The organism is Streptomyces sp. NPDC002671 (assembly GCF_053592475.1).
The window spans coordinates 42,027-57,250 of record NZ_JBSFVU010000027.1 but is presented as its reverse complement, the minus strand read 5'-3'; the positions used below and the strand labels follow the sequence as shown (position 1 = coordinate 57,250).

The following is a 15,224-nucleotide window of genomic DNA, read 5'->3' as shown; positions in this document are numbered from 1 at the left end:
CGCTGTCCTGAACCTTTCGATGGGTGCGGAGCATGATCGAGGCTGTCGGCCTGACCAAGCGCTACGGCGACAAGACCGCCGTGTACAACCTTTCCTTCCAGGTGCGGCCCGGCGCCGTGACCGGCTTTCTCGGGCCGAACGGCTCGGGCAAGTCCACCACCATGCGGATGATCCTCGGCCTGGACAACCCGACGTCCGGCACGGTGACCATCGGCGGCTACCCGTACCGCAAGCTGCCCAACGCCCCTCGCCAGGTCGGCGCGCTGCTCGACGCCAAGGCCTTGCACGGCGGTCGGGCCGCCCGCAACCACCTGCTGAGCCTCGCCCAGCTCTCGGGCATCCCGGCCCGCCGGGTGGACGAGGTGCTCGGGGTCGTCGGCCTCCAGGACGTGGCGAAGAAGCGCTCCAAGGGCTTCTCGCTCGGCATGGGCCAGCGCCTCGGCATCGCCGCCGCGCTGCTCGGCGACCCCCAGGTGCTGCTCTTCGACGAGCCGGTCAACGGCCTCGACCCCGAGGGCATCCTCTGGGTCCGCAACCTGATGAAGGCGCTCGCCGCCGAGGGCCGTACGGTCTTCGTCTCCTCCCACCTGATGAGCGAGATGGCGCTGACCGCCGACCACCTCATCGTGATCGGGCGCGGACAGCTGCTCGCCGACATGAGCGTGAACGACTTCATCTCGGCCAACTCCGCCGACTTCGCACGGGTCCGCACCCCCGACACCGAGCCCCAGCTCCGCGAGAAGCTGACCTCCGCGCTCACCGGGGCCGGCGGCCATGTGCTGCCCGAGCAGGACGGCGCGCTGCGCGTCACCGGGCTGCCGCTGCCCCGCATCAGCGACCTCGCGCACGAGGCGGACGTACGGCTGTGGGAGCTGTCGCCGCATCAGGCCTCGCTGGAGGAGGCGTACATGCGGATGACGCAGGGCGCCGTCGACTACCGCTCGACCATCGACCAGAAGGCGGGCCTCCAGCAGCCGCTGCCGCCCGGCGCCCAGCCGCCCATGCCGGTGCCCGGCCAGGGCCAGCCGGGCTGGTACGCTCCGTCGCCGCCCCAGCAGGGCGGCCAGCCGTTCGCGCCGCCGGCCCCGGGCCCGTACGGCGCCGCGCCCGCGGGCGCGTATGGCGCTCCCGGCACCCCGGCCCCGAACCCGTACGCCCCGCCGGCACAGCAGGCCCCGCAGCAGCCGCAGCAGCCGCAGGGCCAGCCTCAGGCGGCGGCCCCCGCGGCTCCCCCGGCTCCGGCGATGCCCCCGGCCCCGCCCGCCGCCGCCCCCGCCGCACCCTCCGCTCCCGCCGCACCCACGACCCAGCACGAGGACGCCCGATGAGCACCCACCAGCCCCCGATGCCGCAGGCTCCCGCAGCGCCCGACTGGCAGGCGGCGCCCGGCGGGGCGTACCCCGGCTACACCTCGCCGATCCCGGTCATGCCCACCCGCCTCGGGCACGCGCTGGCCTCCGAGTGGACGAAGATCAAGTCGGTGCGCTCCACGATGTGGACGCTCGGCGTGTTCGTGCTGCTCGTCGTCGGCATCGGCCTGCTGGCCGGTGCCGTGGCGAGCAACTCCTCCTCGCAAATGGGCCCCAACGACAACCGGCTGGCCCTCGGCTTCTTCGGCCTGCTGCTCGGCAGCATGTGCATCATCACGCTCGGCGTGCTGACCACCGCCTCCGAGTACGGCACCGGCATGATCCGTACGACGATGACCGCGTGCCCGAGCCGGGGCCGGGTGCTGGCCGCCAAGGCGATCGTGTTCTTCTCCGTCGCCTTCGTGGTGACGCTGGCCGCCGCCTCCTTCGTGGCGATGGTGCAGGCGTCCATGCTGAAGGGGCACGGCGGGCACACCCCGTCCAGTGGGGAATGGCTGAAGGGCACGGTCGGCATCAGCCTCTACATCGCGCTGCTCGGGCTGCTCTCGCTGCTCGTCGGTTCGATCATCCGGCACTCTGCGGGCGCCATCACCCTCATGATCGGCGCGGTGCTCGCGCCGCTGGTGATCGCGCTGTTCATGTTCGCGTCCTCGCTGGAGACCGTGCGCGAGAAGCTGATGGAGTACTCCATCCCGAGCCAGCTGAGCGTCTTCTACGACAACTCCCTGACCCAGTCCGGCGGCCCCACGGGCTGGGACCCGCTGTGGATCGTCCTGGTCGTGACGGCGGCGGCGTACGCGGGCGCGTACGCGCTGCTGCAGAGCCGGGACGTTTGACGTGCTCCCTGGCCTAAAGGCCAGGGATTCCGGCCTGGGTCGTCTGACCCTTCCGGTGGCTTCCTGCTTCAACGCGCTGTGCCGGGACTTTCGTCCTGGTCTTACCTGCGCTCCACGAGGCGTTTGACGTCTCCGCCCGTCCGGCGGCGACGATTCGGCGTCCTTCGAAGAGGACGTTGCGTGCTGCGTTGTGGTCGCGGTCGTGCACGGTGCCGCACGCGCCGCACGTCCACTCCCTCACGTGCAGGGGCTTGGGACCGTCCCTGAATCCACAGGCCGAGCAGACCTGAGAGGACGGGAAGGCCCGGTCCACCTGGGCGAAGGTGCGGCCGTGCCTGACCGCCTTGTACTCCAGCATGTTCACGAACGCGGCCCATCCCGCGTCGTGCACGGACTTGGCGAGCCGGGTGCGGCCGAGGCCGGACACCGCGAGGTCTTCCACATACACCGCTTGGTTGTCGCGAATGATCTGCGCGGATGCCTTGTGGTGCCAGTCCCGGCGCCGGTCGGCCACCTTGGCGTGCTGGCGCGCGACTTTGATGCGGGCCTTGGCCCGGTTCTTCGATCCCTTGGCCTTGCGGGACAGCTCCCGCTGAAGGCGCTTGAGTTTCTTCTCCGCCCGGCGCAGGAAGCGGGGACTGTCGATCTTGCTGCCGTCGGACAGGACGGCGAAGGCGGACAGGCCGAGGTCGATACCGGACTCCGTCTCCAGCTCGGGGAGGATGTCCGGCCCGGTGTCCACGACGAAGCTGAGGAAGTACCGGCCGCAGCTGTCCTTGGTGACGGTCAGGGACGTGGGCGCGGCCGGCAGTCGGCGGGACCAGTTGACCTTGAGACTGCCGACCTTGGCCACGTACACCGTGCCGTTCTCCTGGAGGGAGAAGCCATTGGTGTTGAGGCGGATCGACTGCCGGGTGTCCTTCTTCGACTTGTACCGGGGCGGCCCGGCCTTCCGGCCCTGCCGCTTGCCCCTGAGGCTGTCGAAGAAGTTCTTGTAGGCGGTGTCCAGGTCCCGCAGGGACTGCTGCAGAACGACCGCCGACACGTCGGCGAGCCAGGCGCGTTCCTCGGTGCGCTTGGCCTGGGTGATGCGAAGCCGGGACAGCTCCGCCGACCTCACATACGGCAGCCCCGCCGCGTGCGCTTCCTTGCGGTCGCGCAGGCAGTCGTTCCACACCACACGGGCACACCCGAACGCCTTAGCCAGCGCACGGCACTGAGAGGCATCCGGATAGGCCCGGAAGTTGTAGCGGAGCTGCACACCCAAGACCCTACGAACGATTGGCCTCATCGAGAGGCAGAACGACTACAAACGCTACAAACGCCACATTTTCGTTCAACGGCGTACGCGATCACGTCCACCTCCTGATCAACTACCCGCCCAAGATCACCGTTTCGAAACTGGTCAACAGCCTCAAGGGCGTTCCCGCCCGCCGGATACGCAGGAGTTCACCGGCCGGATCAACCGCGCCATCATGCACGGACACCTGTGGTCGCCCTCGCACCTCTCCGCGTCGTGCGGCGGAGCACCATCGGCGATCCTCCGCCAGCACATCGAGCAGCAAACGCGCCCGCTCCAAGGTGCACGTCAGAGCCGTCTGGAGATGCATTCATCCCCAGCGTGAACGCCGGGCTTTCTGCAAGAGTCCCGGTAATCGGGGCGGTCACTGTCCCGTGCCCGAACGGCTGGGCAGGGTCGGGTTGAAGGCGTTCGCGCGGGGGCCGGTCCAGGGCGGGGTGAAGGTCAGGAGGAAGGTGACGCGGTCGGCGAAGCGGGGTTCGGGTACGGGTATCTCGACGCCGGGGTGCTCGGCGTAGCCATGGGTGACCGTACGGGCCACGTAGTTGGTGATGGCGTCGGCTCGGTGGGGACGTGGGCGCCCGCCCGGGGCGGTCAGGCGGCTGAGTATGCGCAGCACTGTGGGGACGGACGCGTCGAACGTGAAGTCCAGGGGCGGGTTGATGCCGCTGACAGGGATGGTGTCATCGTCGGGCACGGTGTCGAGGCCTGTCTGGTCGTACCAGAAGGCAGCCGCGTGGGCCTCGCCGCGGGCGCGGTGGTGCAGGGAGAGGCAGTAGGCGGCGGGGGAGTGTCCCGCGCCGGCGGCGTACTGCCACCAGAAGCGGGCTCCCTCGTCGATGTCGGCGACGTGCAGAGCGCAACCCAGCAGCCAGGCTCCTTCCGGTTCGGGGAGCTGGTCGGTGAGGAACTGAAGGGTGCCGGGGACGAGCGCGGTGAGGACGGCGTCGCACAGGGTGCGCAGCTGGCGGACCGTGACAGCGTCGGCGTCGGCGTGCGGGGCCTCGGTGAGCGCGGTGTCGTCGGAGGTGTGGTCGGGGTAGGCGCCGTCTTCATACGGGACGGTGTCGGCGGGGACGCCGGGGCTGTCGTGCAGGCGGGCGCGGGCGAGGAGGGCGTCTATGGCAGTCATGGCGGTGAGGATTCACTCCCGGGGGCTGTCGAGGAGGTCTTCGAGGGCGGCGCGGGCATGGTGGTCGATGGCGTGGGCGATGGCGGGGCTCAGACCGGTGACGTAGGGGATCGTTTCCTCCAGGTCCAGGCCGCAGAGGTGGCCCAGCACGATGACGTCCATGTGGTCCTGCGGGAGCCGGGTGATGGCATCGAAGAGGTCCACCATCTCGGTCAGGACGACGAGGTGCCCCGGCACGCTGTCATTGACCTCCTCGGTGGAGAAGACGGCGGCGCGCAGGTCGGGGTGGCCGTCACGGTGGGCGGCGCGGGCCAGGACGCGGTCGCGGAGCAGAAGCCAGGCGTCGCGCCGGAGGTTCGCGCTGCTGGCGGCCGTGCTCCAGTCCAGCCACAGCAGGTCGAAGGTCTCACCCACCGCCCAGTGGGCGCGGTTGTCGGTCAGCAGGAAGGCGCGCGCGTACGCGGTGTACGGGGCGCGCATCTTCTCGGTGAAGGCCTGGTGGGCCAGGGGCTGGATCTCCGGTTGGCAGGCGACCTGCTGGATGCAGTTCTCGATCCAGTGCGGCTTCTTCTGGGCCTCGCGCGCCGCCGCCGTCCACAGGCGGCGCATCGGCTGGACCGGCAGGCCCAGCGCGCGTATCACGCTGAAGGTGATCTCCCAGGCGGGGTAGTAGCCGTTGCCGCGCAGGAGTTCGCTGATGCGGGCCTTGGAGTAGCCGGAGCGGTCGACGAGGTCGTTCAGGGTCAGTCCGCTGGAGTCTACGTAGCCGCGCACCGGCTCCAGCCAGGCCCGGTGCGAGGGGCCCGCCGTCTCGGAGATCGGGAGGCGCTTACGGCCCCGCCTGCCACTGTTCTCCGACGGGGGCGGCTGGTCGTCGCCAGAAGGCCAGGTCATCGGGGCGGCTCCTCGCCGGCGGTGGTGGGGGCGGGGGCCGGGTCGGCAGGCGCGCGAGGGCCGTCGGGCCCGTTCAGGGCCTGGGCGATCTGCTGCACGAGCAGGCCCAGGGACGGGAGCAGGGTGGCCATGGCCGCGACCTGTCCCAGCACGGTCATCACCGTGCTCCACGTGAGGACCGCCACCAGTACGGCGACGGTCACCACCTTCTTACTCGACATCACACTTCGTTTCTGTGAGCGGGGGTCTCACTCCAACTGGCCCTCCGCCAGGCGGTGCTGAAGCGCCATCAGGAGGGAGGGCCAGCATGGCCCCGGCAGCGTTCCGCACGCCACGTGATCATGGAGGTACGGAACAATGGCCCCAAGGGCCAGGCTCCGCTAGCCCGCGCCACCCCTGGTGCGCCGGATGAACGGCGATGATTCAACACTTTGAGGGGGAAAGGCCGCATCTGTGCGCGCAATGCCGCGCGCGCCGTCATCATGGGGCCCGAGGCGCTACTCGACGCCGCACTGGAAACCGCGCGGCCCCCGTGCTGAAGCGACATCCAAGGGGGGCCGCGCGGGCGGATGCGGATCCGGAATCGCGGGCCGAACGGCGGGAGGAAAATGCCCCATTGGACGACTAGTGCCGCTGCCGGTGTGATGTCCGTCATCTGAGACGTGACGCGCGTTACTTACCGGTCACACGGCCGCTCCGGAGCGCTATCGTCCGCCGAAGAGGCAGACGTTCACAGCGTTCAAGGGAGTCGGAGTGGCACGGAAGCTCGCCGTCATCGGGGCCGGTCTCATGGGGTCCGGTATCGCTCAGGTCGCCGCGCAGGCGGGCTGGGACGTCGTGTTGCGCGACGTCACCGACGAGGCACTCAAGCGTGGCACCGACGGCATCAAGGCCTCGTACGACAAGTTCGTGAGCAAGGGCAAGCTGGCGGCGGACGACGCCGAAGCCGCCCTCGGCCGCATCACCGCGACCACCGACCTGGACGCCGCCGCCGACGCCGACATCGTCGTGGAGGCCGTGTTCGAGAAGCTTGAGGTCAAGCACGAGATCTTCCGCGCGCTCGACAAGATCGTGCGCGAGGACACCGTGCTCGCCTCCAACACCTCCGCCATCCCGATCACCAAGATCGCGGCGGCCACTGAGCGCCCCGAGCGGGTCGTCGGTGTGCACTTCTTCTCGCCGGTGCCGATGATGCAGCTGGTCGAACTCGTCCGCGGCTACAAGACCAGCGACGAAACCCTCGCCACCGCGCGGGAGTTCGCCGAGTCCGTCGGCAAGACCTGCATCGTCGTCAACCGGGATGTCGCCGGGTTCGTGACGACCCGTCTCATCTCGGCGCTCGTCGTCGAGGCGACCAAGCTCTACGAGTCCGGCGTCGCGACCGCCGAGGACATCGACCTCGCCTGCAAGCTGGGCTTCGGTCACGCCATGGGCCCGCTGGCCACGGCGGACCTCACCGGCGTCGACATCCTGCTGCACGCCACCAGCAACATCTACACCGAGTCCCAGGACGAGAAGTTCGCCCCGCCGGAGCTGATGCGCCGGATGGTGGACGCCGGTGACATCGGCCGCAAGAGCGGGCAGGGCTTTTACAAGTACTGATCCGTACAGATCAGCACAGATACGGACGCACTCCCCGGGAGGATCACTCCCGGGGGGTGAATTCGGTATCGGTTCGCTTACAAGCAGCAACCGCTCTGCCACTGAGGCAGTCAGACGTTGCACAGCACCGTCATCACCGTCATGGAGTACGCCACTCGCACTCAACGGGGAGCGCATATGTACATCAGGGGCGACCACGTCGAGCTGGTCGTCGGGGGCCGCCTCGACGTCCGCAGCGCGGCGGACGCCCGTACGGCCCTGCACTCGGCCGTCGACGACGGAGTCGGCGACCTGGTGCTCGACCTGTCCGAACTCGACTCCTGGGACGCCACGGGACTCGGGGTGATCATGGGCGCCCACCGGCGGGCCGGCCGCTGCGGCCGTCGCCTGGTGCTGCGCGGTGTGCCGCCGCAGATGCAGCGCCTGCTGGTGGCCACCCGGCTGCACCGGATTCTCGCCATCGAAGGCGGCATCGGGGTGGAGTCGCTGCCCCGGGTCTGACGGCCCCGGATCTGACGGCCCCGGATCTGACGGCCTCGGATCTGAGGGCGAACCGTACGTCGAGGGCAATCCTCGTAAGACCGTGACGTCTCGGGCCGCGCGGCACCCCGCCCTGTCGGTGACACCGACCTAAGGTTTAGGGTTCGGTCGCCCGCTGCCTCGCGACCCTCGACCGAGCGGGCCCGGACCAGAAGCGACAGCGCAGTGTGCAGCAGGCCGGGAGGGGCCGGTATCCGAGCACACAACGCTTTTGGGGGGCTGGAACCCATGGACCCGATCAACCCGGGACCCGAGGAGCAGGGCCAGGCTCCGGGCCGACGCCCGCCCCGGGACTCCCTCACCGCCGACTTCGGCCCGGGCTCGCCCGCGCTCGCCCGTACGGCACGGCTCGTCTCCGGGGACTTCCTGCTGACCGTCAACCCCGTGGACGGCAGCGAGATAGCGCCCTGCCGGCCGGACGAGGCGCCCGGCAGGCCCCGCAAGCTGACCGCCGCCGAGCGCGCCGAGGCCGAGCGCGCCGCCCGGCCCCCCGTGCCGCCCGGCCCGGCCCGGCCCGCGCTCTCCCTCCTCGAACGCCAGGACGAACGCGAACGCCTGGTCCGGCTGCTGGCCCGCGGACGTTCGGCGCGCCTCACCGGCCCCGGCGGCTCCGGCCGCACCGCCCTGCTCGACCTGGTCGCCGAGGACTGCCAGGACCTCGCCCCCGACGGCGTCGTCCGCCTGAGCGGCTTCCACCGTACGGCCGGCGACCTGCTGGACGGCCTCTTCCGTGCCGTCCACGACGCGCCCCGGTACCGCCCCGAACGGGACGAACTGCTCGCCCTCGTCGGGGAGATCGGCGCGGTCGTCGTCGTGGACGACCTGGAGTTCGGCGGCGACGCCCTGGAGGAACTGCTCGACGCCACCCCCGAGTGCGCCTTCCTGTTCGGCGCCACGCCCGAGGTCCCCGCCCCCTCCGCCGAGGTGGACGTCGAGGAGGTCTTCCTGCCCGGCCTGGACCGGGCCGGCGGCCTGGAGATCCTGGAGCGGGCCGCCGGCCGGGTCCTCACCGAGGAGGAGGCCAACTGGGCCGGCGACCTGTGGTTCGAGTCCGAGGGGCTGCCGCTGCGCTTCGTGCAGGCCGGCGCCCTGCTCCGGCAGCGCGACGAGCTGCGGGCCGGCGCCGACGCGGTCGACGAGTACGGCGTCTTCGAGGACGTACGTCCCCCGGTGGACGCGCCCCTGGCGCCCGAGGACGAGGTCCCGCTGCCCTCCCTCGGCGAGGCCGCGGCGCCCGCCCCACTGCTCGCCTCCCGGCTCAGCACCTCGGCCCGCGCCACCCTCCGCTTCGCCGTCGCCCTCGGCGGCGAGGTGCCGCACCAGGCCCATCTGCCCGCGCTGGTGGGCGACACCCACGCGGACGCCGCGCTCGGCGAGCTGGCGGGCTGCGGGCTCATCTCGCCGGTCGGCTCCCGCTACCGCCTGGCGGCCGGGGTACAGACCCAGCTGGAGGCCGCCGGATACGCCGACGACGCCCCGGACCGGGCGCTCACCGCGGCCGAGCACTACGCCTGGTGGACCGGCCACCCCTCGGTCACCCCCGAGCGGGTGTGCGCGGAGGCCGGTGCCGTGCTGGCCGCGCTCACGGTCGTCGCGCCCGCCACGGTGCCGCCCGTCGAGGGCGAGGAGAGCTGTGCCGTACGGCTCGCCCGCACGGCCGCGCCCGCCTTCGCCGCCGGGCTGCACTGGAGCGCCTGGGAACGGGCCCTGCGGTCCGGTGCGGAAGCCTCCCGGCTGGCCGGCGAGGTGTCCGAACAGGCCTATTTCCACCACGAGTTGGGCATCCTCGCGCTGTGCGGCGGACAGCTCGACCGGGCCCGCGCCGAGCTGGAGGCGTCCATCGGGCTGCGCGGCGCGCTGGCCGACAAGCGCGGCACGGTCGCCGGACGGCGCGCCCTGGCCCTGGTTGCCGACCGTGCAGGGGACCTGCCCGGGCTGCCGGTGTTCGCCGCCGAGGAGGCTGCGGAGGCCCGCCACGAGGAGTCGGCGCCGACCCGGCCGACCGGTATGCCGGCCACGTTCCCGAAGCCGTACCAGGCCCCCGCGGACACCCTGGTCACCCCGCGGGCCCCGAGCGACCCCTCCGGCGGCGGCATCCGGCGGCTGGCCCGGCGCAACCTGGTGGCGGCCGGGTCCGGTGCGCTGCTGGTCGCCGTCCTCGGCACGGTCGTCACGCTCGGGTTCACGTCCCACGACAGCGCGGACGACAACCCGGCCGACAAGGTGAACAACGTCAACCCGTCGGTGACCCAGGGCACGGGCGACGACGCCCCGGGCGCTGACCCGAGCCAGGGCACCAGCAGCACCGCTGCCCCGGGCACCCCCACCGGCCGGCCGGCGACCCAGGGCCCCGGCGTCACGTACACCACCGCACCGGCGGAGCCCACGACCGGCCCGACGGGCACGCCGGGTACGGGCGGCGGGGACACGACTCCCACGCCGTCGAAGTCGCGGACGACGAACCCGTCGACTCCGACGCCCACGCCCACCCGCACGACCCCGACGGCACCACCGACCACACCGACGCCCACCGGCACTTCGGGTTCCCCCACCCCGACCGGCTCGGCCTCGACCACCCCGTCCACGACGAACACGGCGAGCGGTCCGACGACGTCGACGAGTTCGGCGGGGGCGCCGGGGGGCGCCGGCAGCCGGGGTTCCGTGATCTGACGTCTGCCGCAGACAGCAAGAGGGCCGGTCCTCACACGGACCCGGCCCTCACGCCCGTATCACACTCGTATCACGCGAAGCTGATCAGAACAGCCGCAGCTTGTCGTCCTCGATGCCGCGCAGGGCGTTGTAGTCGAGGATCTGGCAGTTGATGCCGCGGTCGGTGGCGAGGACGCGGGCCTGGGGCTTGATCTCCTGGGCGGCGAAGACGCCGCGGACCGGGGCGAGGTGCGGGTCGCGGTTCAACAGCTCCAGGTAGCGGGTGAGCTGCTCCACGCCGTCGATCTCACCGCGGCGCTTGATCTCCACCGCCACCGTCTGCCCGTCCGCGTCCCGGCACAGGATGTCCACCGGGCCGATCGCGGTCATGTACTCGCGGCGGATGAGGGTGTAGCCCTCGCCGAGCGTCTCGATGCGGTCGGCGAGCAATTCCTGGAGGTGTGCTTCCACGCCGTCCTTGATCAGGCCGGGGTCCACACCCAGTTCGTGCGAGGAGTCGTGGAGGATCTCCTCCATCGTGATGATCAGTTTCTCGCCCGCCTTGTTGATGACGGTCCACACGCCCTCGTCCTCGCCCGTGCCCTCCTTCAGCGTGCAGGGCGGCGACATCCAGTTGAGGGGCTTGTAGGCCCTGTCGTCCGCGTGGATGGAGACGCTGCCGTCCGCCTTGACCAGGATCAGGCGGGGCGCCGAGGGCAGGTGGGCGGTGAGCCGGCCGGCGTAGTCGACCGAGCACCGGGCAATGACGAGACGCATGGTCGGCAACGCTACTCGACGTCCGCCGGTGCACGCGATTCGCCCGTTCTGCTTCCTGTGCATCGCCCCATTTGTCCCTGGAAACTCTTGTTCCTCCCTGGCCGATTGTGGGCGTAACTGGACCGTTCCATATACGCATTCTGCTGGTGTGGTCACCGACCGTTGCCTACCGTAGTGAACGGGAGGTCGCGAGCTGTGTACTAAGCGTGTTCGATATCGCGAACTCCCTTGTCTGTCCGGCAACCCCTGCTCCGCGGGGGTGCGAGAGGAGAACCCATGTCGCTCGACGTCTCACCGGCCCTACTCGAACAGGCCGAGCGAGGCGAGGTCGACGAAGCAGCATTCGTCGACTGCGTCCGGACCTCCCTGCCCTACGCATGGGAGATGATCAGCTCCCTGGTGGCCCAGCTGAAGGTGGACGGCGGAGAGTTCGCCGACAACCAGACGCCTCCGCCGGACGAGCAGGCACGCGGCCAGCTGCTGCGTGCGCTCGCGAGTGACGCCATACGAGGCGCCCTGCAGCGGCACTTCGGTGTGCGGCTGGCCTTCCAGAATTGCCACCGGGTGGCGGTGTTCCCGCTGGACGCCTCGGTCGACGAGAGGCTGGCCCGTTTCACCTCGGTGCGCGCCCAGCTGCTGAACCAGTCTCCGGAGCTTCGGGACTGCTGACGCCGAGCTCCGGGACTGCTGGGCCAATGAGCCGCTCGCTTGCCGCTCCACCCGGGGGAGGTGCATCGACTACTGGGGCGGCAAGCCCCTCAGCGCAGCTGCGGCAGCACCTCGGCGCCCAGCCGCCGTAGGTTCCCCTCCGTCGCCGCCAGGTCGCCCGAGCCCTCCACGAGGAGGGCGAAGCGGGAGATGCCGGTGCGCTCCGACGTGGCCGCGAGCCGGTCGGCGCACAGCCGGGGCGTGCCCACCGGGTGCAGTCCGCAGAGCAGTTCGGTGTAGGCGAGCGGGTCGCGCATCGCGCGCGCCCGGCCGTCCACCGTCACATGCGCGTCCAGGCCCTGCTTCAGCCAGCCCGGCATCGCCTTCAGCAGGGTCTCCACCGCGTCGGTGCGCCGGTCCGCGATCTGGCAGACCCCGGCCGACACATGGGCGGCGCCCGCGAACTCCTCGGCGGGCCGGCCCGCCGCGCGTGCGCAGCGCTGCCACAGGGCGACCATCTCGGCCTTCTCCTCGTCCCCGATGTGCATGCCGAGCAGCATCGGCAGCCCGCGCTCGGCGGCCAGCCGGACGCTCGCCGGAGAGGTGCAGGCGACGACGACCTCGGGTCCGGGCGTCTCCGCCAGGGCCTCGGACGGGCGCGGTACGACGGGCACCTCGCGGAAGGAGAACCGCTCGCCGGTGGCGGCGACGGACGGCTCGCGCAGCCAGCGCACCAGCAGATCGAGTGATTCCGGGAACCCGCGCTCGTACGCCGCGAGGCCCGCGCCGAAGACCTCCAGGTCCACCCAGGGCCCACCGCGCCCGACGCCCAGCGTGAACCGTCCGCCGCTCGTCAGGTGCAGCAGTGCGGCCTGCTCACCGAGGGCGACCGGGTGCGTGGTGGGCAGCACACTGACCGCAGTACCGACCCGGACGCGTCGGGTGCGGCCGAGCAGCAGCGCGGCCAGGGTGACCGCGGACGGGCATGTGCCGTACGGCACGAAGTGGTGCTCGGCCAGCCATACTGTGTCGAGCCCGGCCTCCTCGGCGACCTCCGCCGAGCGGACCGCCCGGTGCAGGGCCTCCCCCGGCCCCTGGCCCGGGAACTGGGCCGCCAGCACAAAACTTCCTACACGCATCGCTTTTCCTGATTCCTCGGCCCCGACCCGGAGCTCCCCCGCCCCGCATAACCGGGGGACACGTGCCGAGGACACGGCCTGGCGGGGTAATTTGCGGATTGTCTGCAGAATCGGACGCCCTGGAGGGGGACTTGTGTGGGTTGGTTCCCTACGCGTACCCCGGTCGGCGCGGCGTACGCTGGATGAGCCCGTGCTTCCTGTATAGCCCCGAGAGGTGTTCTGTGTCCCCGCGTCGCAACCGACCGAAGGCAGCCGGATCGTCGGGCCGGAGCGCCGAGGACGACAGCGCCGGCCGGTACGGCGGCTGGCAGTCCACGGAGAGCTGGCAGGGCGAGGAGTGGAGCGTGCGCCATGTCGCCGGGGCGAGCGCGCAGGGCAAGACGTACCGCTGCCCGGGCTGCGACCAGGTGATCCCCTCCGGCGTCCCGCACGTGGTGGCCTGGCCGGAGCACGCGGGCGTGGACGACCGCCGGCACTGGCACAAGGCCTGCTGGAACGCGAAGGACCGCCGCACCACGCGGGTGCAGCGGTCCCGTAACTCGCCGAGGTTCTGAGGGACTTCAGGGTCCCTCAGAACCCCCTTCGCGGGACTACCCTATGCGTTCCAGCAACTACGCACGGAGGTCTGCGATGCCGGCACGAAGGGTGATCACGGGACGCAGCCAGGAGCCCCGTCGGCGGTACGCGGAGGAACTCCGCCGACTGCGCGCCGCCAAGGGCCTCAGTCTGCGCGCACTGGCCGACGCGGTGGGCTGGGATCCGTCGCTCTTCAAGAAGCTGGAGAGCGGGGAGACTCTGGGCGGCCCGGAGGTCGCGGAGGCGCTGGACCAGTTCTACGGCACGCCTGGGCTGTTGTTGGCGATGTGGGAGATGGCGCTGGGCGATCCGACGCAGTTCAAGGAGCAGTACCGGCGGTACATGATTCTGGAGGCGGAGGCGATGAGCCTGTGGCACTTCGGAGTGAGCATCCTGCCGGGCTTGTTGCAGACGGATGCCTACGCGCGCGAGGTGCTCACACTCGGCGGGTACAAAGGCGAGGAACTGGAGCAGCAGGTGGCGGCTCGCTCAGGTCGGCGAATGCTGCTGGAAGGTGAGGACGCGCCGCCGTTCCGCGCCCTCATTGCCGAGGCGGTGCTGCGCACGCCGCTGCGGGACGCGGGAGCGTGGCGGGAGCAGTTGGACCATCTCCTGGAGATGTCGGAGCGTCCGAACATCACCATTCAGGTGCTGCCGGACCGTTCGGGTATGCACGGCCTGGTGAGCACCTCCGTCATGTTCCTACGGCTGACGAGCGGTACTACGGTGGCCTACACCGAGAACGCGTACCGTGGCGAACTGATCGAAGAAAACGCGGCAGTTGAGCGGCTGCAACGTGCATACGATGCGATGCGCGACCAGGCGCTGACTCCTGCCGAGTCGCGGAAGTTCATCCTGCGGATGTTGGAGGAAGTACCGTGCGAGCCATCGAACTGACCGCCCTGACGTGGCGCAAAAGCAGCTACAGCAATCCGGACGGCGGCGAGTGCCTCGAAGTCTCCGACACCATCCCCTGCGCCGTCCCCGTCCGCGACAGCAAGACCCCCCACAGCCCCGCCCTCGTCTTCGCGGCCAAGCCATGGACGTCCTTCGTCACGGCCGTGAAGGGCGGGGCGTTCCACTAGCTCTGTCCGCGTACCGCATAACCGAGGACCTTCTCGCTGAGCAGGTCCTCGATGTCGTCGATGAGGACCAGTACCTCTCGTGACACCTCGGCCGGTTTGCGGCCCGCGAGCATTTCGCGGCCGACGGTGACGAAGACCGTCTGGTGGATCCAGCAGATCTGACCCGCGATCAGCCCCGGCAGCGGGTCGCCGTCGGCCGCGCCCGTCTCCTCGCGCAGGGCCGCCTCCAGGTTGTCGTGGATCTCCTGCTGCAGGCTCCACAGGCGTGAGCGCAGCGGCGGGGCCTCGTGGATGACGCGCATGAAGCGGTCGTAGCCCTCCAGCAGGCCCAGCCGAGGGGAGACGGCCTCGGCCTCCTCGCGCAGTTCGCGCAGCACGGCCCGGGCCGCGGACTCGCCCGCGTCCCGGCCGCGCACCCAGCGGGCGAGCCGGTCGGCCACTCCCGCGGAGCGGTCGAAGAAGAGGTCCTCCTTGGCCGGAAAGTAGTTGTAGACGGTGTTGACGGAGACGTCGGCCGCCTCGGCGACGTCTGCCATCGTCACCGCCATGAAGCCGCGCTCCAGGAACAGTCCCGTGGCGATGTCCGAGATCCGCTGCCTGGTCTCGCGCTTCTTCCGCTCCCTGAGCCCCTCTGCCATGCCGTCATCGTAGGTTGCCGACAGGATAGCTGGTGCCT

16 protein-coding genes and 1 pseudogene are annotated in these 15,224 nt (G+C 70.7%); 10 read left to right on the top strand and 7 right to left on the bottom strand.

What is annotated here, in order from left to right; translation table 11 throughout:
- The first annotated feature begins 32 nt into the window (after positions 1 to 32).
- The gene (locus tag ACWD35_RS33445) at positions 33 to 1,328 is read left to right on the top strand and encodes an ABC transporter ATP-binding protein (protein WP_451355090.1); all 1,296 of its coding nucleotides are present in this window, start codon (positions 33 to 35) and stop codon (positions 1,326 to 1,328) included.
- Positions 1,325 to 2,206, top strand: coding sequence for an ABC transporter permease (locus ACWD35_RS33440; RefSeq protein ID WP_451355089.1), 882 nt, complete (start codon positions 1,325 to 1,327; stop codon positions 2,204 to 2,206). Before ACWD35_RS33445 ends, ACWD35_RS33440 begins: the two co-directional genes overlap by 4 nt.
- A gap of 13 nt (positions 2,207 to 2,219) precedes the next feature.
- Here the strand turns inward: ACWD35_RS33440 and ACWD35_RS33435 are convergent, their stop codons facing one another.
- Positions 2,220 to 3,467: an RNA-guided endonuclease InsQ/TnpB family protein gene (locus ACWD35_RS33435; RefSeq protein ID WP_451355088.1), complete on the bottom strand. Its 1,248-nt coding sequence runs from the start codon at positions 3,465 to 3,467 to the stop codon at positions 2,220 to 2,222.
- A 74-nt stretch (positions 3,468 to 3,541) separates the two neighbouring features.
- Between ACWD35_RS33435 and tnpA the strand changes: the two are divergent.
- Positions 3,542 to 3,831 (top strand): annotated as a pseudogene (gene tnpA, locus ACWD35_RS33430) (IS200/IS605 family transposase); the annotation flags it as partial.
- Between the two features lie 39 nt (positions 3,832 to 3,870).
- Here tnpA and ACWD35_RS33425 read toward each other — a convergent pair.
- Genes ACWD35_RS33425 through ACWD35_RS33415 form a run of 3 tightly spaced genes read right to left on the bottom strand, consistent with a single transcriptional unit; the run spans position 3,871 to position 5,753 of the window.
- The gene (locus ACWD35_RS33425; RefSeq protein ID WP_451355087.1) at positions 3,871 to 4,638 is read right to left on the bottom strand and encodes a DUF6207 family protein; all 768 of its coding nucleotides are present in this window, start codon (positions 4,636 to 4,638) and stop codon (positions 3,871 to 3,873) included.
- A gap of 12 nt (positions 4,639 to 4,650) precedes the next feature.
- Positions 4,651 to 5,532, bottom strand: coding sequence for an XRE family transcriptional regulator (locus ACWD35_RS33420; RefSeq protein ID WP_451355086.1), 882 nt, complete (start codon positions 5,530 to 5,532; stop codon positions 4,651 to 4,653).
- A complete protein-coding gene (locus tag ACWD35_RS33415; RefSeq protein WP_451355085.1) occupies positions 5,529 to 5,753 on the bottom strand; it encodes a hypothetical protein in 225 nt (74 codons plus the stop codon). The genes ACWD35_RS33420 and ACWD35_RS33415 overlap by 4 nt, the downstream gene beginning before the upstream one ends.
- 532 nt (positions 5,754 to 6,285) lie before the next feature.
- On the opposite strand from ACWD35_RS33415, the gene ACWD35_RS33410 reads away from it, so the two are divergent.
- From ACWD35_RS33410 to ACWD35_RS33400, 3 genes are all read left to right on the top strand, one after another.
- Entirely contained in the window at positions 6,286 to 7,134 is an 849-nt protein-coding gene (locus ACWD35_RS33410) for a 3-hydroxyacyl-CoA dehydrogenase family protein (protein WP_451355084.1), read from the top strand.
- 177 nt (positions 7,135 to 7,311) lie between these two features.
- A complete protein-coding gene (locus ACWD35_RS33405; RefSeq protein WP_451355083.1) occupies positions 7,312 to 7,635 on the top strand; it encodes an STAS domain-containing protein in 324 nt (107 codons plus the stop codon).
- A gap of 267 nt (positions 7,636 to 7,902) precedes the next feature.
- On the top strand, positions 7,903 to 10,344 hold the full coding sequence (locus tag ACWD35_RS33400; RefSeq protein ID WP_451355082.1) for an ATP-binding protein: 2,442 nt from the start codon (positions 7,903 to 7,905) through the stop codon (positions 10,342 to 10,344).
- Between the two features lie 84 nt (positions 10,345 to 10,428).
- Here the strand turns inward: ACWD35_RS33400 and nucS are convergent, their stop codons facing one another.
- Positions 10,429 to 11,100: an endonuclease NucS gene (gene nucS / locus ACWD35_RS33395; RefSeq protein ID WP_451355081.1), complete on the bottom strand. Its 672-nt coding sequence runs from the start codon at positions 11,098 to 11,100 to the stop codon at positions 10,429 to 10,431.
- A gap of 276 nt (positions 11,101 to 11,376) precedes the next feature.
- Here nucS and ACWD35_RS33390 point away from each other — a divergent pair, with 276 nt between their 5' ends.
- Positions 11,377 to 11,769: an SCO5389 family protein gene (locus ACWD35_RS33390; RefSeq protein ID WP_451355080.1), complete on the top strand. Its 393-nt coding sequence runs from the start codon at positions 11,377 to 11,379 to the stop codon at positions 11,767 to 11,769.
- Positions 11,770 to 11,858: 89 nt separating this feature from the next.
- Here ACWD35_RS33390 and ACWD35_RS33385 read toward each other — a convergent pair whose 3' ends face one another.
- Positions 11,859 to 12,887, bottom strand: coding sequence for an LLM class flavin-dependent oxidoreductase (locus ACWD35_RS33385; protein WP_451355079.1), 1,029 nt, complete (start codon positions 12,885 to 12,887; stop codon positions 11,859 to 11,861).
- 221 nt (positions 12,888 to 13,108) lie between these two features.
- Here ACWD35_RS33385 and ACWD35_RS33380 point away from each other — a divergent pair, with 221 nt between their 5' ends.
- The 3 genes from ACWD35_RS33380 (at position 13,109) to ACWD35_RS33370 (ending at position 14,548) form a co-directional block, all read left to right on the top strand.
- A complete protein-coding gene (locus tag ACWD35_RS33380; RefSeq protein ID WP_451355078.1) occupies positions 13,109 to 13,441 on the top strand; it encodes an ATP/GTP-binding protein in 333 nt (110 codons plus the stop codon).
- A 76-nt stretch (positions 13,442 to 13,517) separates the two neighbouring features.
- Complete coding sequence (locus ACWD35_RS33375) at positions 13,518 to 14,360, top strand: helix-turn-helix domain-containing protein (protein ID WP_451355140.1); 843 nt, start codon at positions 13,518 to 13,520, stop codon at positions 14,358 to 14,360.
- The gene (locus tag ACWD35_RS33370) at positions 14,342 to 14,548 is read left to right on the top strand and encodes a DUF397 domain-containing protein (protein ID WP_451355077.1); all 207 of its coding nucleotides are present in this window, start codon (positions 14,342 to 14,344) and stop codon (positions 14,546 to 14,548) included. Before ACWD35_RS33375 ends, ACWD35_RS33370 begins: the two co-directional genes overlap by 19 nt.
- Here the strand turns inward: ACWD35_RS33370 and ACWD35_RS33365 are convergent.
- Entirely contained in the window at positions 14,545 to 15,186 is a 642-nt protein-coding gene (locus ACWD35_RS33365) for a TetR/AcrR family transcriptional regulator (protein WP_451355076.1), read from the bottom strand. The genes ACWD35_RS33370 and ACWD35_RS33365 overlap by 4 nt on opposite strands.
- Positions 15,187 to 15,224 lie beyond the last annotated feature (38 nt).